Consider the following 16,740-nt stretch of genomic DNA (forward strand, 5'->3'; position numbering starts at 1 on the left):
TATGAATTTTAAAACTAAGATAGTTATGATTTTATTATCCTCTTTATTAATTACGAATTGTAAAGAGGAAATGAAGAAATGTGTAAGTCAATCAACCGATACTAATGTAAAACTATATAATGATTTAACAGATCAGTTGATACCTTATTTTTTTCGAGAAGATTATTTAGGTGAAAAAAGATATTTTGATAGTTTAAGAGTTCATAATGAGGATTTATATATCGAAGAGAAGACAAAAGCGCACAACGAAATTTTTAATCATCCTGAAAAATTTTGCAATTTGTATATAGATTCTACTAAAAGTAAAAATACATATTTCGGGACAGATAATACCGAGGTTTATTTAAGACGCATAAAAAGAACGAAGGATTCTTTTAAAGACTTTTCTAATAGTCCAGATATTAAAAATTTAAGCATACGAAGTTCTATAAAAGCAAATCAATTTAATTTGTGTACCGCAAAAGTCCTGGATCTGGCAGAGTATGATAAACATACAAATGAATGTGAGATAGGTGTTGTCTATTTTTCAGAGATTGTATTTGATCCTTCTAAAAGAACAGCATTAGTTTTTGTTGACCATCGTATAAAAAAAGATTATTACGGTAGAAATGCTATATTTAAACTAAGATTGCATGATAATTATTGGGAAATAGAAGATTTTATATTAGTGTCAACTTCCTAATTTCCGGCTCTTTACATCCGCTCCGCAAAGTCTCCAGACTTTGAGGTAGGAAATCAAATAACTCAATTCAATATTATAAAAACCTCGCAAAACGCGAGGTTTTTTCATTAAACAAGTCCCACTATTCCCTATATTTGCCCCATGAAACGATTAATGCTGCTGTACGTACTTTTCCCTGTATTTCTATTCTCACAGACTACCGGAAAAGTGATCAAAATTTCAGACGGAGATACCATTACTTTACTATTAAAAGGTAATCAACAAAAAAAAATCAGATTAGCCGAAGTCGATTGTCCTGAAAGTGGACAGGCGTTCGGTAAAAATGCAAAGCAGTTTACTTCTGCTCAGGTATTCGGGAAAACGGTAAGCTTTGTTGAAACCACTACAGACCGTTATGGAAGATCCATTGCGAAAGTGTATTATGATGATGGGAAATACCTTTCCAAAGAGCTTATCAAAGCAGGATTGGGATGGTGGTATTTTTCCTACTCAAAAGATGCTTCTCTGGGCAAAATTCAGGAAACTGCAAAGCTTAAAAAAATGGGTCTGTGGCAGGATAGTAATGCTCTCGCTCCCTGGGACTACCGCAAAATGAAACGTGAGCTTAGAAATAATAAGAAAATCGAAGCAGCTAAAAACGGAACTAAAATAAAAGGAGTCGCATAAATATTTTGACAGAAGCTTGGAGAAAGCAGTCAATTGATTAGTCTCCTGACAACTTTCATCATTTCTTGCCTTTCTACTTTATGAAAACATATAAAAAAAACTCACAACAATATTGTGAGGTTTTTCGTTCTTATATCTACAGTTTAGATTTTATTTAAGGATTAGATTTTACTGCATCGTACATCATTGAATTTTTCTGCTGATCCGTGTAATCATATTTGTATTGATAAAATGATGATTCCCAGTCTCCATAACCAACGTTAGGTATAATTATGAATTTCTTACCAAAATCATTAGCTGAATTCTTTACTGCTGAAGAACGATCTGTTTCTGATTTTTTATCAAATATATCTGAGAAATCGGCAAGATTATCGCCTAGCAGCAAAACAATATTATAATTTTTAGCAATATCTTTTCTTCGGGTTTCCTTGCTGCTTTCTTTGGATCTCAGGATAAGGTTGGCATCGCTTTGAATTGGAAAATTGTATTTTTTTAAATTCTTTAAAGTTCCTTCGCGCTCCTGTTCCACACGGTTGGTCACATAAAATACCTGGATTCCTTTGCTGGCAGCATACTGATAGAATTTCTGAGAACCTGTAAGCGGAGTAGCAATACCTTTTGCGGTCCATTCTTCCCATGTTTTCTGATCATAATTTTTCCCCATTTTTGAGCGCTCAACAGCGTAATAAGAATTATCTAGAAAGGTCTCATCAATATCAGAAACAATGGCTAAAGGTTTGTCAGATTTCTGCGATAAAGCTTCATCCAGACGAAGCGTGGCAATATTGTACGCCTGAAGACACAATGCTTCATATTCTGCGGCCCTTTGCTGATAAAAAGCGGCGTATATCTTCCCGTCACGTCCAAGGTTTTGATAAGGTGTATTATCTGTAGAAGTCTTTGAAACTGGTGCCGTTGTTGTACACGATATAACCGAGACAAAGAAGCAGCTGGCGATAATGAGATTAAAATTTTTCATAGAATTTGAATAGGAAGAACAAAATTATGACAATTTGATTGTATGACAAGTATTTTTGGGAAGTAAAAAAAGGAGACCGGTAACAAAAACAGACCAGCCTCCTAAAAATCAAATATATCTTTTAAAATTATTTTATCTTTTATTCTCCTTTAAAATCAGGGTTTCTTTTTTCTATAAATGCGCCAATACCTTCGTGATGATCCTTCGTGTCGAATAATTCCCCGAATAAAATGGCTTCCTGTTGCAAACCATCTGTAATGTGTAATTCTACACCTGTATTCAATGATTGTTTTGCCTTCGCTACGGCTACAGGACCTCTTGATGCAATTGTTAATGCTAATTTCTGGGCTTCATTCAATAATTCTTCAGGAGCAATCACACGGTTTACAAATCCCAATTCTTTACAGGTTTCTGCTGAGTAAAATTCACCGGAGAATACCATTTCCCGGGCTTTGTATAGTCCGATAGCTCTCGGTAAACGTTGTGTTCCTCCAAAACAGGGTAATAATCCAAGAGTTACTTCTGGTAATCCGAATTTTGCTTTTTCACTGGCCAGAATGATGTCACAGGATAAAGCCAGTTCGCACCCGCCACCTAATGCAAAACCGTTTACTGCTGCGATCACGGCCAATGGTAATGCTTCAATAGAGTTGAAAGCGGTTTGAGCCATAACAGAAAAATCGGTTGCTTCCTTTGGGGGCATCCCTTGCATTGCTTTGATGTCGGCACCCGCAACAAAAGCTTTTTCTCCGGATCCGGTAATGATTAAAACACGGATGTCTTTATTGGATTGGATTTGTTCAGCAAATGCTTTCAGCTCTTTTAAAACCGTTTCATTCAAAGCATTTAAAGCCTGCGGGCGGTTAATGGTTAAGGTGCCAATATATCCTTCCTGCTGGTATAGTAGTGTTTCAAAATTCATGATTACTGATGTTTGTTTAAGAATTGAATAATGCTTGAAAAATCGCTCGTGCCATTTCCGGCTTCACTCCAGATTCTGTAAAGGTTTAAAGCAGCATTTCCTAATGGGGTAGAGGTTCTGGTTTCCAGGCCTGCTTCTGCTGCCAATCCTAAGTCTTTTGTCATTAAATCTACTGCAAAACCTCCCGAGTATTCTCTTGATGAAGGTGCATTTTCCATCACTCCGGGATATGGATTATAGACTTCCAGCGACCAGTTTCTACCGGAACTTTTCTGCATGATTTCACTTAGTATTTTCGGCTCTAATCCGTGACGAACTCCTAAATTGATAGCTTCTGAAGTTCCGATCATATGTATGGCAAGCAACATATTATTACAGATTTTTGCTACCTGTCCCGCTCCGGAATCCCCGGCATGGAAAATATTCTGTCCCATACATTTGAGTATCGGTCTTGCCTTTTCGTAGTCTTTGGTTTTACCACCAACGATAAAGGTTAATGTTCCTGCCTTTGCTCCTGCAGTACCGCCAGAAACAGGTGCGTCGATCATTTTACATCCCTTTGATGTGGCCAGTTCAGCAACAGAGCGGGCAGTTATGGCATCAATAGTACTGCTGTCGATGATCAATGTATCAGGTTTCAGTTGGCTGATAAACTCTTCAGAATAGAGTTCCGCAACGTGTTTACCAGATGGAAGCATGGAGATAATGACATCCGCGTCTTTCGCAGCAGCTAGAGCAGAATCGGATATCTGTCCGCCTGCTGAAACCAGTATTTCCAAAGCTGATGGGGAAAGATCAAATCCGGTAACGTTATGACCTTTTTGTACAAGGTTGATGGCCATGGGACCACCCATATTTCCTAATCCTATGAATGCTATATTTGACATATTTAATCTTTTTTTCCTAAGTTTTTTAATGGATGTTCCTCACCGGACCAAAGCGGAGTAAAATAGCTGTCTACCCATTCTTTGGTTATATCATTTAATGTTACAGGCTGCCACTTTGGAGACTGGTCTTTATCTACAAGCAATGCTCTTACGCCTTCTGCAAAATCCGGATGGATGCAGCATTGGCACGATAAGTTTAATTCAGATTGAAAGACTTCTTCCAAACTTAAATTTTTACCTTCTTTTAATTGTCTGAAGATAATATGTGCTGAACTTGGAGAGCCTGCTTCAAAGCTTTTTATTCCTGGATTGATCCATTCATCTTTATCAGGATATTGCAGTAAAATTTCTTTAAACTGTTCTAAAGAATCTACTCCTTCAAAATTTTTGATGAATAAATGATGGTTCTGTGCCTGTGACTCGGGGATATCTGTTTCTTTGGAGATATTTTCCAGAATTACAGAAACCGTTTGATGGTTATTTCCATTCCATTGAGCCTGATTAAGCATATTTAATAAGGTTTCTTTTGAATTGGAAGAAACGTAATAGTCTGCCAATCCCAAGAACTTACAGTCTGCTCCATCTAATCTGGCACCCGTTAATCCTAGATAAATTCCATAAGCGGAAGGCATTTTATTTAAAAACCATGTACCGCCAACATCCGGATATAAACCGATAGTAATTTCAGGCATTGCCAGCTTACTTCTTTCGGTCACAATACGGTGGGATGCTCCTACCATAATTCCGATTCCTCCACCCATCACAATTCCGTGTCCCCAGACAATAATGGGTTTCGGATAAGTATGGATAGCATAATCTACCTGATATTCCTTGAAAAAGAAATCGAAACACAGCTGGGGTACTTTTGTTTCATCAACGCTTTGCTGTTCAATAATAGCATCATGCAGCTTTCTTACATCTCCTCCGGCGCAAAGAGCTTTTTCACCGGCTCCCTGAATGAACAGACAGACTACTTCATCAGCTGTTTTCCAGTCTTCCAAAACAGCTTTCAGTTCTTCAATCATTTCTAATGAAAGCGAATTGAGTGTCTTTTCGGAATTCAGGGTGATGATCCCGACTTTATTTTTTATTTCTGTTAGTACTAAACTCATTTTTAATCTTTTGAATTAACGGATTTGTATCATGTCTCCTTCTTCTAAAATCTTCCTTGAAATCACCAGTTTCATAATTTCGTTGGTTCCTTCTACCACCTGATGCACTCTGGCATCCCGCATAAGACGTTCCACCGGAAAGTCCTGTGTACATCCATATCCGCCCAGTATTTGTAATGCTTCGTTGCAGATGTTAAAACACATATCGGTTGCCAGACGTTTTGCCATAGCACAGTAAGTAGTAGCATTCGTGTCTTTAGAATCTAATTTGAAAGCCGCCAAAAGCACCATCTGACGGGCTGCCACCAATTCTGTTGCCATGTCAGCAATTTTAAACTGCAGTGATTGAAACTGAGCCAATGATTTTCCAAACTGAAGTCTTTCATGCATATATTTTCGGGCTTGGTTAATAGCTCCCTGTGCAGCTCCTACAGAACATGTTCCGATGTTGATACGGCCACCATCCAGACCTTTCAATGCTATTTTAAATCCCTGCCCCAATTCACCTAAAAGATATTTCTCATCTACTTCCACATGATCAAAGAAGACAAAGCGTGTCGGCTGGGTATTCCAACCTAATTTTTTTTCTTTTTCGCCAAAGCTGATCCCTTCAGAATTAGCAGGTATTACAAATGCACTGATTCCTTTAGGACCAGAGTCTCCCGTACGGGCCATTACAATAAGTATATCACTTTCGCCGGCTCCGGAGATGAATGCTTTCGTTCCGTTAATAATGTATTTGCTGCCTTTTTTTACTGCCGTAGTTTTTAGGGCTGCAGCATCAGAACCGGAACCTGGCTCTGTAAGACAATAAGAACCTAATAATGTGCCTGATGACAAATCCGGACATAGTTGTTTTCTGATCTCTTCATTCCCAAATTCATCAATCATCCATGAAACCATATTGTGTATGGTAATGTAGGCGGTAGTAGAAGGACAGGCTGCTGCAAGTTCTTCAAATATAATGGCAGCATCTAATCGTGATAATCCCAGACCTCCGGCATCTTCACTGGTGTACACACCGCAAAAACCTAATTCTCCGGCTTTGGCAATTGCGTCTCTCGGAAATATCTTCTGAGCATCCCATTCCGAAGCATAAGGAGCCAGTTCTTTATCGGCAAATCTTCTTGCGGCATCCTGAAACGCCAATTGATCTTGATTTAGGTTGAATTCCATAGACAACTTATTTTAAACTGATCGTCATATTCAGGTCGCCTGCAGGAATATCTTCCTCAAACCAACGGGCTGTAATCGTTTTGGTCTCTGTATAAAAACGAACTCCTTGTTTTCCGTAAGAATGCAGGTCGCCAAAAAATGATTTTCTCCATCCTGTAAAAGAGAAAAACGGTAATGGAACAGGAATCGGAAGGTTTACCCCGATTTGTCCCACTTCAATTTCGTGCTGAAATTTTCTAGCTGCCGCCCCTGAGTTGGTAAAGATGGAGGTTCCGTTTCCATAAGGATTAGCATTGATGATTTTAATGGCTTCATCCAGTGTTTCCGCCTTTAATAATAATAAAGCAGGTCCAAAAATTTCTTCCTTGTAAATGTCCATATCTGTTGATACGTTATTGAATAACGTTGCTCCTACAAAGTATCCGTTTTCATAGCCTTCTACTTTACAGTCGCTGCCATCCAGTAATACCTCAGCTCCCTGATCATAGGCACTTTTAATCAATCTTAAAACCTTATCTTTTGATTGTTTGTTGATTAAAGGACCAAAAGCTGCTGAATCATCAGACCAAACTCCAGGTTTAATGGTGCTTAAAGCTTTTTTGATATCATTCACCCAATTTTGAGCTTCCCCCACTAAAACAGCTACACTGATTGCCATGCAACGTTGTCCGGCAGCTCCGCAAGAAGCTCCTACAAGATTATTGATGACCTGTTCTTTATTGGCATCCGGCATTACTACCATGTGATTTTTTGCTCCTCCAAAAGCCTGAACTCTTTTCAGATTATCAGTTCCTGTGCGGTAAACATGCTCCGCAACGGGAACAGAACCTACAAATGAAATGGCTTTTATTTCCGGATGATTCAGAATGTGATTCACCTGGTCTTTGGAACCATGAACAATATTCAGAACTCCTTTAGGAAAACCTGCTTCTAAAAATAGCTCAGCCATTTTCATCGAAGTCATAGGGGTTTGCTCAGAAGGCTTTAAAATAAAGGTGTTTCCACAGGCAATGGCCATTGGGAACATCCATAGAGGAATCATTGCCGGAAAGTTGAATGGAGTGATTCCTGCACAGACTCCAAGAGGCTGGATGTAGCTGTAAGTATCTACGCCTCTTGCCACATTTTCTACCGTTTCTCCCATCAGGAATGTCGGAATGTTGCAGGCATGTTCTACCACTTCAATCCCGCGCCATACATCTCCCATGGCATCAGGAAATGTTTTTCCATTTTCTTTGGCAAGGATTTCGGCAATTTCTTTTTGATTTTCTTTTAAAAGCTGCTGGTATTTTAGAAAGAATCTGGCTCTTTCCGGGGTAGCGACCTCTTTCCATGTTTTGAAAGCTTCTTTAGCGGATTCTATCGCCTGATCTATTTCAGATAATTCCGTTAATGGGACTTCTGCAAGAATTTCCTGGGTAGCAGGATTTTCTACAGGAAGATGCTGTACCGCTTTACTTTCTATAAAATTTCCGTTGATTAATATTTTTACTTTTTGTGACATGATTTTTAGATTGAGAGTGAAAAGCTGAGAGTGAATTTGTATTTTTCACTCTCAACTTCTTATTAGATTATATTACCAGCAGATCAACAAACTCGTTGACATCCAGATTAACAAGCGTATCGTATTCTAAAGAGTTTTCTAATACAATTCTCTGTTGTTTTTCCGGGAATATTCTGGCAAGATTTACTTTGTATTTCTTGATCAGTTCAGGAATTCCTTCTTCTCTTCTGCGTTTGTGACCAATTGGGTATTCTACTACGATTTCGTCCAGCACGGTTCCGTCGTTTAATTCTACCGTTAAAGCATTGGCAATGGAACGTTTTTCAGGATCATGATAATCTGTGGTGAACTGTACATCTTCCACACATTCAATTTTATCACGAAGGATGTCGATTCTTGGATCTGATGCTATGTTATCTTCATAGTCTGCAGCAGTCAGCCTTCCGAAGATCAATGGAACTGCTACCATATACTGGATAGCGTGATCACGGTCAGCAGGGTTGTTTAATGGACCTTTTTTATCAATGATGCGAATGCATGCTTCGTGGGTACGGATGGTTATTTTCTTGATATCTTCAGATGATTTTCCTGATTTTTTTAACTGATGATGTAAAGTCATTGCTGCTTCTACAGCTGTCTGAGAGTGGAATTCTGCAGGGAATGAAATTTTGAACAAAACATTTTCCATAACGTAAGAACCATATTCTCTCTGGAATTTGAATTCATTTCCTTTGAAAGATACATCATAGAATCCCCATGTTTTCGCTGTTAATACTGATGGATAGCCCATTTCACCTGTTTGGGCAATTAATGCCAGACGTACAGCTCTTGAAGTGGCATCTCCTGCTGCCCAGGATTTACGGCTTCCGGTATTGGGAGCATGGCGGTATGTTCTTAAAGATTGTCCGTCTACAAATGCTAATGAAACGGCATTGATCAGCTCATCACGGGTTAAGCCGATCAGTTTTCCGACAACGGCTGTAGAGGCTAATTTTACCAATAATACATGGTCTAAACCTACTTTGTTGAATGAATTTTCCAATGCGATAACTCCTTGAATTTCATGGGCGATGATCATTGCTTCCAGAACCTGTTTCATTTTTAACGGAGCTTTTCCTTCCGCAATATTTGTTCTTGAAAGCCAGTCTGCTGTTGCTAAAATTCCTCCCAGATTGTCTGAAGGATGTCCCCATTCAGCAGCTAACCAGGTGTCATTGAAATCCAGCCAGCGGATAATTGCCCCGATGTTGAAAGCAGCCTGTACCGGATCCAGCTGAAATTGTGTACCAGGAACTTTAGCTCCGTTCGGAACAACAGTACCTTTTACGATAGGTCCTAAAAGTTTGGTACATGCAGGATAAGTCAGTGCTTCCAATCCGCATCCGACCGTGTCTAATAAACAGTAGTGCGCTGTTTTCCAGGCTAAATCATTTTTGATTTCATAGCTTAACACATAATCTGCAATATCTGCTAATACCTGATCCGGTTGTGGTCTTTCGTTTGAAATGTGTGATGACATCTTTATTTTTTAGTTTAATTATGAATTGATTTTTTTATTTTCTGTTTTCGATGTTGACAAAGTCTTTATTTTCAGGACCTGTATAATTGGCACTTGGGCGGATAATTTTTCCATCCTGTCTTTGTTCAATAATGTGTGCGCTCCATCCTGTGACTCTTGAAATCACAAATAGTGGAGTAAACATCAGGGTAGGAGCTCCCATCAGATGGTAAGATACTGCTGAGAACCAGTCCAGATTGGGGAACATTTTCTTTTCTTCCCACATCACAGTTTCCAGTCTTTCAGCAATATTGTACAGCAGCATATCTCCGGCTTCCTCGGAAAGTTCTTTGGCTACTTTTTTAATGACTACATTTCTTGGGTCCGATATGGTATAAACAGGATGTCCGAATCCGATGATTACTTCTTTGTTGGCAATACGTTTTCTAATGTCTTCTTCTGCTTCATCAGGAGAATTGTAGCGGCTTTGGATTTCAAAAGCCACCTCATTGGCTCCTCCATGTTTTGGACCTCTCAAAGCACCAATAGCTCCTGTGATACAAGAATAAAAGTCTGATGAGGTTCCGGCAATGACACGTGCGGTAAAAGTAGAAGCATTAAACTCATGTTCAGCATACAGATTAAGAGATATTTCCATTGCTTTCACCCATGAATCAGGAGCTTTTTTACCATGTAAAAGGTGAAGGAAATGCCCGCCAATAGTATCATCATCAGTTTCTACATTGATTTCTTTGCCATTGTGGGTATAGTGATACCAGTATAAAAGCCCGGAACTGAATGATGCTAATAATTTATCTGCAATATCTCTTGCTCCGGCTACATTGTGATCATCTTTTTCCGGCTGAATACTTCCAATTGCTGAAACCATCGAACGCATAACGTCCATGGGATGTGCGGCCGCCGGAATACTTTTTAAGATATTTCTTACAGAGTGGGGAAGTCCTCTCAGTGATTTTAATTTTGCTTTATAATTTTTGAGTTGAGCTTCAGTAGGCAGCTGGCCATAAATCAGAAGATAGGCTACTTCCTCAAATTGCGCTCTTTCTGCAAGATCCAGGATGTCATAGCCTCTGTAATGGAGATCATTTCCGCTTTTTCCTACACTGCAAAGAGCGGTATTACCTGCTGTCACTCCGGAAAGTGCTACGCTTTTTTTAGGCTTAAATGTTGGTTCGCTATTCGTTGACATGAGTATTTTGTTTAAAAAGGTTATCTAATTTTTGTTCATAATCATGGTAGCCAATGCTTTGATAGAGTTCTTCTCTGGTCTGCATTGTGTCCAGTACATGCGCTTGTGTTCCATCTTTGCGGATATGCTGATATACATTCTGTGCGGCTTTATTAGCTGCTCTGAAGGCAGAAAGAGGATAGAGGATAAGCCCTACACCTGCGTTTTTCAGTTCTTCAACGGTGTACATTTTGATCATCCCAAACTCAGTAATGTTGGCTAGTACAGGGATTCTGGCAGCATCAACAAATTTTTGATAAAAGCTTAAGTCAGGAACTGCTTCAGCAAAAATGAAATCTGCACCGGCTTCTTTGTAGGCGATGGCTCTTTCTAGCGTTTTTTCAAGACCTTCATTTGCAAAGGCGTCTGTTCTGGCTCCAATCACAAAATTTTCATCGGTACGGGCATCTGCAGCTGCTTTAAGTCTATCTACCATTTCCTCTTTGCTTACGATTTCTTTTCCAGGGCGGTGTCCGCAACGTTTTGCACCTACCTGATCCTCAATGTGAATGGCTGCTGCTCCGGCTTTGATTAATGATTTTATAGTTCGGGCAACATTAAAAGCAGAAGGCCCAAATCCTGTATCAATATCTACCAAAAGTGGTAAATCACAAATATTAGTAATACGCTGAACATCTATGAGTACATCATCCAGAGTCGTAATTCCTAAATCAGGAATTCCTAAAGACCCTGCAGCAACACCTCCTCCTGAAAGATAAATGGCATTAAAACCAGCCTGCTGTGCTAATAATGCATGGTTTGCATTGATGGCTCCAACAATCTGAAGAGGATTTTCTTTTTCCATAGCCTCCCGGAATTTTAAGCCGGGCGACTTCCAATTTTCATTTTTGATCATTATAATATTTATTGTTGAGTTGAAATTTGTTTGTTATTAAAGAAGCGGAAGAGCTGTAAAGACATCGCTTTTGAGTAAAAAGTAAAAAGTAGGAAAGGAGTTGAGACATCTTTCCATTGTGCTGATGTTGGGAATTTTGAGAAACTCTGATTGTACAGGTTTGTAAAATAAACCTGTTGAAACTCCACGAATAATTAAAATTGCTTTGGTACACCTTATCCCTTTTTACATTGATTAAATCCTATAAAAAGTTCTCTGTAAACTTCGCGGTGCTTTATTAAGAAAGAAAAATTACGGAAAGGGGATACGAATGAGCTACAGAATCATGAGAAGCACGAAACGTACGCTCATATTCATCTCAAAAAATAACACAGTTTGATAAAAAAGTTATCGTACTATATCCATATCGCATCATACCTGACTGTAAGCTTCAAATCGCGAAAGCATCGTCAATACGAAATAGGCAGGTCTCCTGACTTGTAACTGTTTTTATCATCCTTCCCATATAAAAAATATACAGTGGATATCAATTGATAAAAACTTTTTGTATGTTACTTACAGTTGCGCGACAGTTCGTGATTTACACACGATTCCCTTTTAATACACAGCTAAGTGTAACCAGTTTCGGTTGATAAAGAAGGTTTTAAGAACTCCTTGGTGGTAAATATAAGTATTTTATAATAACGAAAAAGATATTTTATGTAATCAATAGTTTTTTTACTGTAATCTATTGGAAATTATTGAGTTGTGGTGCGTGTGTTAGGGTAAAAACGGATTGTTTATGTTGTTAAATTAATATAAAAGATAACCGGAAAATTAAAGATAGTTAATAAATTTGCTGTTCTTCTTTCATTTTATAAATTTTATTAATCGTATATTATTGATTATGGTAGACATTGCAGAATTTAAACAAAATCTGGGTTTGAGTGAAGTTCCTGTAGAGCTTGAAAAACTGATTTACTTCCAGAATACTATCTCTTCGTTTGAAAATTATTCGCAAGGATTTGGTGTACTAATCGATAGTAAATCAGGACTGAAAAGCTGGAGTGATGATGAAAGTTTTTTGAATAATATATTACCTTTTGCTCAGGCTAATGGTTCCGGTTCATTCTATGCGATCTGGAATAATGCAACGGATCAGTCTTTGAATAAAATACCTGTTGTGGTTTTTGGAGATGAAGGTGGAGTTCATATTGTCGCTGAAAATAGTGTACAGCTTTTACATTTGCTTACTTTTGACACTGAAATTTCCGTAGATTGTGATGAAGCTTATTTTTATAGAGATGAAGAGGATTATGAAGAGAGTCCGGATTTAAATGAGTATTTGAGGTGGATGAAAGGAGATTACGGTTTAAGCCAGATTGAAGAACCTGATGTGTTGATTCAAAATGCTCAGGCCCGATATAAAGAAAGTTTTGATATATGGTTTGGACAATACTTTGAAGATCATTAATCTTGTATTAATAACTTCTCTGTATAAGATTTTCATTTTTGATAAGTGAAGTTTTTTTTGAGTGAAAAAGGATTCGAACCTTTGACCGTCCTGATTACAAATCGGGATGCTCTATCCCTGTTATATTTATAAGTTTTTGAATTCTGGATTTACTTTTCCATGCTTTGATTTGTCTTTCTCTTTTATATGCTATTGATTTGGATTCGAAAGTTTCAAAATAAACAATAACCCAATCTTTAGCTTTTGATGTAAATCCTTTGTGATCAGATAAGTGTTTTCTTAATCTTTCCTGTAAAGATTCTGAAGAATGCCCAATGTAGAATTTTTCTAAGGTCTTGGAATGAAGTATATAATACATGGAACTAATATAAACAAAAAAGACTCACTGTTTCCAGTAAGTCTTTAAGTGAGCGCGAAAGGATTCGAACCTTTGACCGTCCCGATTACAAATCGGGATGCTCTATCCCTGTTATATTTATAAGTTTTTGAATTCTGGATTTACTTTTCCATGCTTTGATTTGTCTTTCTCTTTTATATGCTATTGATTTGGATTCGAAAGTTTCAAAATAAACAATAACCCAATCTTTAGCTTTTGATGTAAATCCTTTGTGATCAGATAAGTGTTTTCTTAATCTTTCCTGTAAAGATTCTGAAGAATGCCCAATGTAGAATTTTTCTAAGGTCTTGGAATGAAGTATATAGCAAAAATACATGGAACTAATATAAACAAAAAAGACTCACTGTTTCCAGTAAGTCTTTAAGTGAGCGCGAAAGGATTCGAACCTTTGACCGTCTGCTTAGAAGGCAGATGCTCTATCCAGCTGAGCTACGCACCCTTAGAAGTTGATTCTCGCTTAGTAAATAAGCACATTAAAAAGTCGGGGCGGCAGGATTCGAACCTGCGACCTCCTGGTCCCAAACCAGGCGCGATGACCGGACTACGCTACGCCCCGAATATATAAGAAGAGCGGAGGGTAAGGGATTCGAACCCTTGCGACACTTTCGCGTCGACAGTTTAGCAAACTGCTCCGTTAACCACTCCGGCAACCCTCCTTTTTTGTTTATTTTTTAATGATCGTTGTTCCGTTATTGCGAGTGCAAATATAGAACAGATTTCTTTATTTACCAAATAAAATTCAAGAAATTTTTGTGTATTTTTGAGGTAATAAATCATTCAAAAACCAAACTGATGCGTAAAACATTATATATCATCGGATTAAGTACTTTTGTTTTTTCATGTACTTCCCAACAAAATGTGAAAAAAAATACTTACAAACCGAAAACCCCAATAACACAGGCGAAACCAACGGTTCAAACAACTCCTCCGGTGGCTTCAAAACCAAAAGTTGTATCTGATCATGGAGTAGACTTTTTTACTACTAATATAGCAGACCCAACAAAAAATGATAATACGGCAAGTTATGGTTCTATTGTATCTGCAAAACCAGCCGGATATAAGGTGGTGAAAACTTATTTCCCTGCGGTAGCCCAGAATTTCAGACAACGTTATCTTATATTACATTATACAGCTCTTCCGGACGATAAATCTCTTACTGTTCTTACCCAACAGGCAGTGAGTGCCCATTATCTGGTAAATAATACAGGAGATAACGAGATCTATCAATTGGTAGATGAAAATAAGCGAGCCTATCATGCAGGAGTAAGCGCGTGGAGAAATGACAAAAATCTCAACGATAATTCTATTGGTATTGAAATTGTAAATACAGGCTATACCACAGATAGTACAGGTAAAAGAACTTTTGCTCCTTTTAGCGATGACCAGGTGAAAAAAGTTGCTGCCTTGGTTAAAGATATTGTGACAAGATATCAGATTCAACCTACAAATGTATTGGCACATGCCGATATTGCACCTACAAGAAAACAGGATCCGGGACCTATGTTCCCATGGAAAAAACTGTATGATGAGTACCAGGTTGGAATGTGGTATGATGAAGCAGCTAAACAGACTTATCTTGAGGCAGCACAGGCTGATATTACAGCAAGATATAATGAGGCCAGTTTTATCTTCCTTATTCAGACTTCATTGCAGAAATTTGGATATGCACTTGATCTTAGCGGAAAATGGGATGATGCTACGAAGAAAACAATTGAAGCTTTCCAGTATCATTTCCGTCCACAGAATTATGACGGAATTATGGATGGAGAAACATGGGCAATACTCCAAGCTTTAAATCAAAAATATCCAACAAAATAATTCAAATTAAAACGCATCGGTTAGATGCGTTTTTGCTATCTTTAAACGATCAAAAACAGTAAAATATCTGTAATGGAAAATTTCAGAAAAGAAAGTGATTTATTAGGCGAACTGAATGTGCCTTTAGATGCTTATTATGGGGTTCAGACACAAAGAGCTATTGACAATTTCAAAATTTCAGGGCAGCTTTTGTCTTCATATCCGGATTTCATAAAAGGATTGGCTTTTGTAAAAAAAGCAGCAGCTAAAACCAATTATGAACTTGGACTTCTAGACGAAAACCTGTATTTTAAAATAGCAGAAGCGTGTGATGAAATTGTAGAAGGGAAATATCATGAGCAGTTTCCGGTAGATATGATTCAGGGAGGAGCAGGAACTTCCATCAACATGAATGCGAATGAAGTGATCGCCAATATCGTGTTGGAAAAACTAGGGAAAAATAAAGGAGAGTACGAATTCTGTTCACCTAATGACCATATCAACCTTTCTCAGTCTACCAACGATGCTTACCCTACAGCAATCAAAATGGGATTGCTTCAGATGAATATCGGACTGGTAGAAAAGCTTGAAAGAATTATTACCGCTTTCCGTGCAAAAGGACAGGAGTTTCATGATGTTATCAAAATGGGTCGTACGCAGCTTCAGGATGCCGTTCCAATGACTTTGGGCCAGGAGTTTGAAGCTTATGCTGCTACTTTGGAAGAGGATATTTCCAAACTGAATAACAACGCCAACCTATTTGTAGAAGTGAATATGGGAGCAACGGCTATCGGAACAGGATTAAACGCTCCGGTAGGATATGCCACTCTTTGTGCTAAAAACTTAGCTCAGATTACAGGATTCCCGATTGTTTCAGCACCGGATTTGGTAGAAGCTACTCCTGACACAGGATCTTATGTCATCTACTCTTCAGCAACAAAACGTCTTGCCGTGAAATTATCAAAAATCTGTAACGATTTAAGATTACTTTCATCAGGTCCAAGAGCTGGTCTTTTTGAAATCAACCTGCCACCAATGCAGCCAGGATCTTCTATCATGCCAGGGAAAGTAAATCCTGTAATTCCGGAAGTAGTAAATCAGGTTTGTTTCAAAGTATTTGGAAATGATCTTACTGTAACTTTTGCTGCAGAAGCAGGACAGTTACAGCTGAATGTAATGGAACCGGTACTTTCTCATGCCATCATGGAAAATATCAACTTCCTTTGCAATGCCTTAGATACCCTTCGTGACAAGTGTGTAGTAGGAATTACTGCCAATAAAGAAATTTGCCTGAATATGGTAAAACATAGCATTGGTATTGTAACAGCATTGAACCCTTATATCGGGTACAAACAATCTACACAGATTGCAAAAGAAGCACTGGAAACCGGAAAAAGCGTTTACAACCTTGTCCTTGAAAAAGGAATTCTTTCTCAAGAGAAACTGGACGAAATCCTTGATCCGAAAAACATGCTGAAACCGCATAACAAATAAACTCTATAAACGATGAATGATCAATGGTAATTGATATCCTAAAGATTTCTTATCATTGATCACTCATC

The 16,740-nt window shown here is 38.2% G+C and carries 16 protein-coding genes, 3 tRNA genes and 1 riboswitch; of the genes, 5 read left to right on the top strand and 14 right to left on the bottom strand.

Features of this window, described 5'->3' with window-relative positions; all coding sequences use genetic code 11:
- The first annotated feature begins 1 nt into the window (after window position 1).
- Entirely contained in the window at window positions 2-682 is a 681-nt protein-coding gene (locus BUE84_RS04935) for a hypothetical protein (RefSeq protein WP_079240725.1), read from the top strand.
- A gap of 141 nt (window positions 683-823) precedes the next feature.
- The gene (locus BUE84_RS04940; protein ID WP_079240726.1) at window positions 824-1,348 is read left to right on the top strand and encodes a thermonuclease family protein; all 525 of its coding nucleotides are present in this window, start codon (window positions 824-826) and stop codon (window positions 1,346-1,348) included.
- A 154-nt stretch (window positions 1,349-1,502) separates the two neighbouring features.
- Here BUE84_RS04940 and BUE84_RS04945 read toward each other — a convergent pair whose 3' ends face one another.
- The 9 genes from BUE84_RS04945 to prpB all read right to left on the bottom strand — a co-directional run bounded on the left by BUE84_RS04945 (window position 1,503) and on the right by prpB (window position 11,480).
- The gene (locus tag BUE84_RS04945) at window positions 1,503-2,327 is read right to left on the bottom strand and encodes a 5'-nucleotidase, lipoprotein e(P4) family (protein WP_079240727.1); all 825 of its coding nucleotides are present in this window, start codon (window positions 2,325-2,327) and stop codon (window positions 1,503-1,505) included.
- Window positions 2,328-2,466: 139 nt separating this feature from the next.
- A complete protein-coding gene (locus BUE84_RS04950; RefSeq protein WP_079240728.1) occupies window positions 2,467-3,249 on the bottom strand; it encodes an enoyl-CoA hydratase/isomerase family protein in 783 nt (260 codons plus the stop codon).
- Between the two features lie 2 nt (window positions 3,250-3,251).
- Window positions 3,252-4,136 carry a 3-hydroxyisobutyrate dehydrogenase gene (gene mmsB / locus BUE84_RS04955; protein ID WP_079240729.1) on the bottom strand — a complete coding sequence of 295 codons (885 nt, stop codon included), beginning with the start codon at window positions 4,134-4,136 and terminating at the stop codon, window positions 3,252-3,254.
- A 2-nt stretch (window positions 4,137-4,138) separates the two neighbouring features.
- Entirely contained in the window at window positions 4,139-5,248 is a 1,110-nt protein-coding gene (locus BUE84_RS04960; protein ID WP_079240730.1) for an enoyl-CoA hydratase/isomerase family protein, read from the bottom strand.
- 15 nt (window positions 5,249-5,263) lie between these two features.
- Entirely contained in the window at window positions 5,264-6,424 is a 1,161-nt protein-coding gene (locus BUE84_RS04965; protein WP_079240731.1) for an acyl-CoA dehydrogenase family protein, read from the bottom strand.
- 7 nt (window positions 6,425-6,431) lie between these two features.
- A complete protein-coding gene (locus tag BUE84_RS04970; protein ID WP_079240732.1) occupies window positions 6,432-7,928 on the bottom strand; it encodes a CoA-acylating methylmalonate-semialdehyde dehydrogenase in 1,497 nt (498 codons plus the stop codon).
- A gap of 67 nt (window positions 7,929-7,995) precedes the next feature.
- The gene (locus BUE84_RS04975; RefSeq protein WP_079240733.1) at window positions 7,996-9,447 is read right to left on the bottom strand and encodes a bifunctional 2-methylcitrate dehydratase/aconitate hydratase; all 1,452 of its coding nucleotides are present in this window, start codon (window positions 9,445-9,447) and stop codon (window positions 7,996-7,998) included.
- Window positions 9,448-9,481: 34 nt separating this feature from the next.
- The gene (gene prpC / locus BUE84_RS04980) at window positions 9,482-10,636 is read right to left on the bottom strand and encodes a 2-methylcitrate synthase (RefSeq protein ID WP_079240734.1); all 1,155 of its coding nucleotides are present in this window, start codon (window positions 10,634-10,636) and stop codon (window positions 9,482-9,484) included.
- A complete protein-coding gene (gene prpB / locus BUE84_RS04985; protein ID WP_238594363.1) occupies window positions 10,623-11,480 on the bottom strand; it encodes a methylisocitrate lyase in 858 nt (285 codons plus the stop codon). Before prpB ends, prpC begins: the two co-directional genes overlap by 14 nt.
- A gap of 495 nt (window positions 11,481-11,975) precedes the next feature.
- Window positions 11,976-12,169, bottom strand: a riboswitch (cobalamin riboswitch).
- A 248-nt stretch (window positions 12,170-12,417) separates the two neighbouring features.
- On the opposite strand from prpB, the gene BUE84_RS04990 reads away from it, so the two are divergent.
- The gene (locus BUE84_RS04990; RefSeq protein ID WP_079240736.1) at window positions 12,418-12,984 is read left to right on the top strand and encodes a hypothetical protein; all 567 of its coding nucleotides are present in this window, start codon (window positions 12,418-12,420) and stop codon (window positions 12,982-12,984) included.
- A 94-nt stretch (window positions 12,985-13,078) separates the two neighbouring features.
- On the opposite strand, the gene BUE84_RS04995 is transcribed toward BUE84_RS04990, so the two are convergent.
- The 5 genes from BUE84_RS04995 to BUE84_RS05015 all read right to left on the bottom strand — a co-directional run bounded on the left by BUE84_RS04995 (window position 13,079) and on the right by BUE84_RS05015 (window position 14,037).
- A complete protein-coding gene (locus tag BUE84_RS04995) occupies window positions 13,079-13,342 on the bottom strand; it encodes a GIY-YIG nuclease family protein (protein WP_079240737.1) in 264 nt (87 codons plus the stop codon).
- A gap of 85 nt (window positions 13,343-13,427) precedes the next feature.
- Window positions 13,428-13,697 carry a GIY-YIG nuclease family protein gene (locus BUE84_RS05000; protein ID WP_079240738.1) on the bottom strand — a complete coding sequence of 90 codons (270 nt, stop codon included), beginning with the start codon at window positions 13,695-13,697 and terminating at the stop codon, window positions 13,428-13,430.
- Between the two features lie 49 nt (window positions 13,698-13,746).
- Window positions 13,747-13,820, bottom strand: a tRNA-Arg gene (locus tag BUE84_RS05005).
- 42 nt (window positions 13,821-13,862) lie between these two features.
- Window positions 13,863-13,937, bottom strand: a tRNA-Pro gene (locus BUE84_RS05010).
- A 15-nt stretch (window positions 13,938-13,952) separates the two neighbouring features.
- Window positions 13,953-14,037, bottom strand: a tRNA-Ser gene (locus tag BUE84_RS05015).
- A 136-nt stretch (window positions 14,038-14,173) separates the two neighbouring features.
- Here BUE84_RS05015 and BUE84_RS05020 point away from each other — a divergent pair.
- Both BUE84_RS05020 and aspA read left to right on the top strand, forming a co-directional pair.
- Entirely contained in the window at window positions 14,174-15,199 is a 1,026-nt protein-coding gene (locus BUE84_RS05020) for an N-acetylmuramoyl-L-alanine amidase (RefSeq protein WP_079240739.1), read from the top strand.
- A gap of 72 nt (window positions 15,200-15,271) precedes the next feature.
- The gene (gene aspA, locus BUE84_RS05025) at window positions 15,272-16,672 is read left to right on the top strand and encodes an aspartate ammonia-lyase (protein ID WP_079240740.1); all 1,401 of its coding nucleotides are present in this window, start codon (window positions 15,272-15,274) and stop codon (window positions 16,670-16,672) included.
- Window positions 16,673-16,740 lie beyond the last annotated feature (68 nt).

Source organism: Chryseobacterium indologenes, from assembly GCF_002025665.1.
GTDB lineage: Bacteria > Bacteroidota > Bacteroidia > Flavobacteriales > Weeksellaceae > Chryseobacterium > Chryseobacterium metallicongregator.

Excerpts from the sequence above, each read along its gene's own strand:
- BUE84_RS04935 (WP_079240725.1), top strand. The coding sequence starts at position 2 with ATGAATTTTAAAACTAAGATAGTTATGATTTTATTATCCTCTTTATTA.
- BUE84_RS04940 (WP_079240726.1), top strand. The coding sequence starts at position 824 with ATGAAACGATTAATGCTGCTGTACGTACTTTTCCCTGTATTTCTATTC.
- BUE84_RS04945 (WP_079240727.1), bottom strand. The coding sequence starts at position 2,327 with ATGAAAAATTTTAATCTCATTATCGCCAGCTGCTTCTTTGTCTCGGTT.
- BUE84_RS04950 (WP_079240728.1), bottom strand. The coding sequence starts at position 3,249 with ATGAATTTTGAAACACTACTATACCAGCAGGAAGGATATATTGGCACC.
- mmsB (WP_079240729.1), bottom strand. The coding sequence starts at position 4,136 with ATGTCAAATATAGCATTCATAGGATTAGGAAATATGGGTGGTCCCATG.
- BUE84_RS04960 (WP_079240730.1), bottom strand. The coding sequence starts at position 5,248 with ATGAGTTTAGTACTAACAGAAATAAAAAATAAAGTCGGGATCATCACC.
- BUE84_RS04965 (WP_079240731.1), bottom strand. The coding sequence starts at position 6,424 with ATGGAATTCAACCTAAATCAAGATCAATTGGCGTTTCAGGATGCCGCA.
- BUE84_RS04970 (WP_079240732.1), bottom strand. The coding sequence starts at position 7,928 with ATGTCACAAAAAGTAAAAATATTAATCAACGGAAATTTTATAGAAAGT.
- BUE84_RS04975 (WP_079240733.1), bottom strand. The coding sequence starts at position 9,447 with ATGTCATCACACATTTCAAACGAAAGACCACAACCGGATCAGGTATTA.
- prpC (WP_079240734.1), bottom strand. The coding sequence starts at position 10,636 with ATGTCAACGAATAGCGAACCAACATTTAAGCCTAAAAAAAGCGTAGCA.
- prpB (WP_238594363.1), bottom strand. The coding sequence starts at position 11,480 with ATGGAAAAAGAAAATCCTCTTCAGATTGTTGGAGCCATCAATGCAAAC.
- BUE84_RS04990 (WP_079240736.1), top strand. The coding sequence starts at position 12,418 with ATGGTAGACATTGCAGAATTTAAACAAAATCTGGGTTTGAGTGAAGTT.
- BUE84_RS04995 (WP_079240737.1), bottom strand. The coding sequence starts at position 13,342 with ATGTATTATATACTTCATTCCAAGACCTTAGAAAAATTCTACATTGGG.
- BUE84_RS05000 (WP_079240738.1), bottom strand. The coding sequence starts at position 13,697 with ATGTATTTTTGCTATATACTTCATTCCAAGACCTTAGAAAAATTCTAC.
- BUE84_RS05020 (WP_079240739.1), top strand. The coding sequence starts at position 14,174 with ATGCGTAAAACATTATATATCATCGGATTAAGTACTTTTGTTTTTTCA.
- aspA (WP_079240740.1), top strand. The coding sequence starts at position 15,272 with ATGGAAAATTTCAGAAAAGAAAGTGATTTATTAGGCGAACTGAATGTG.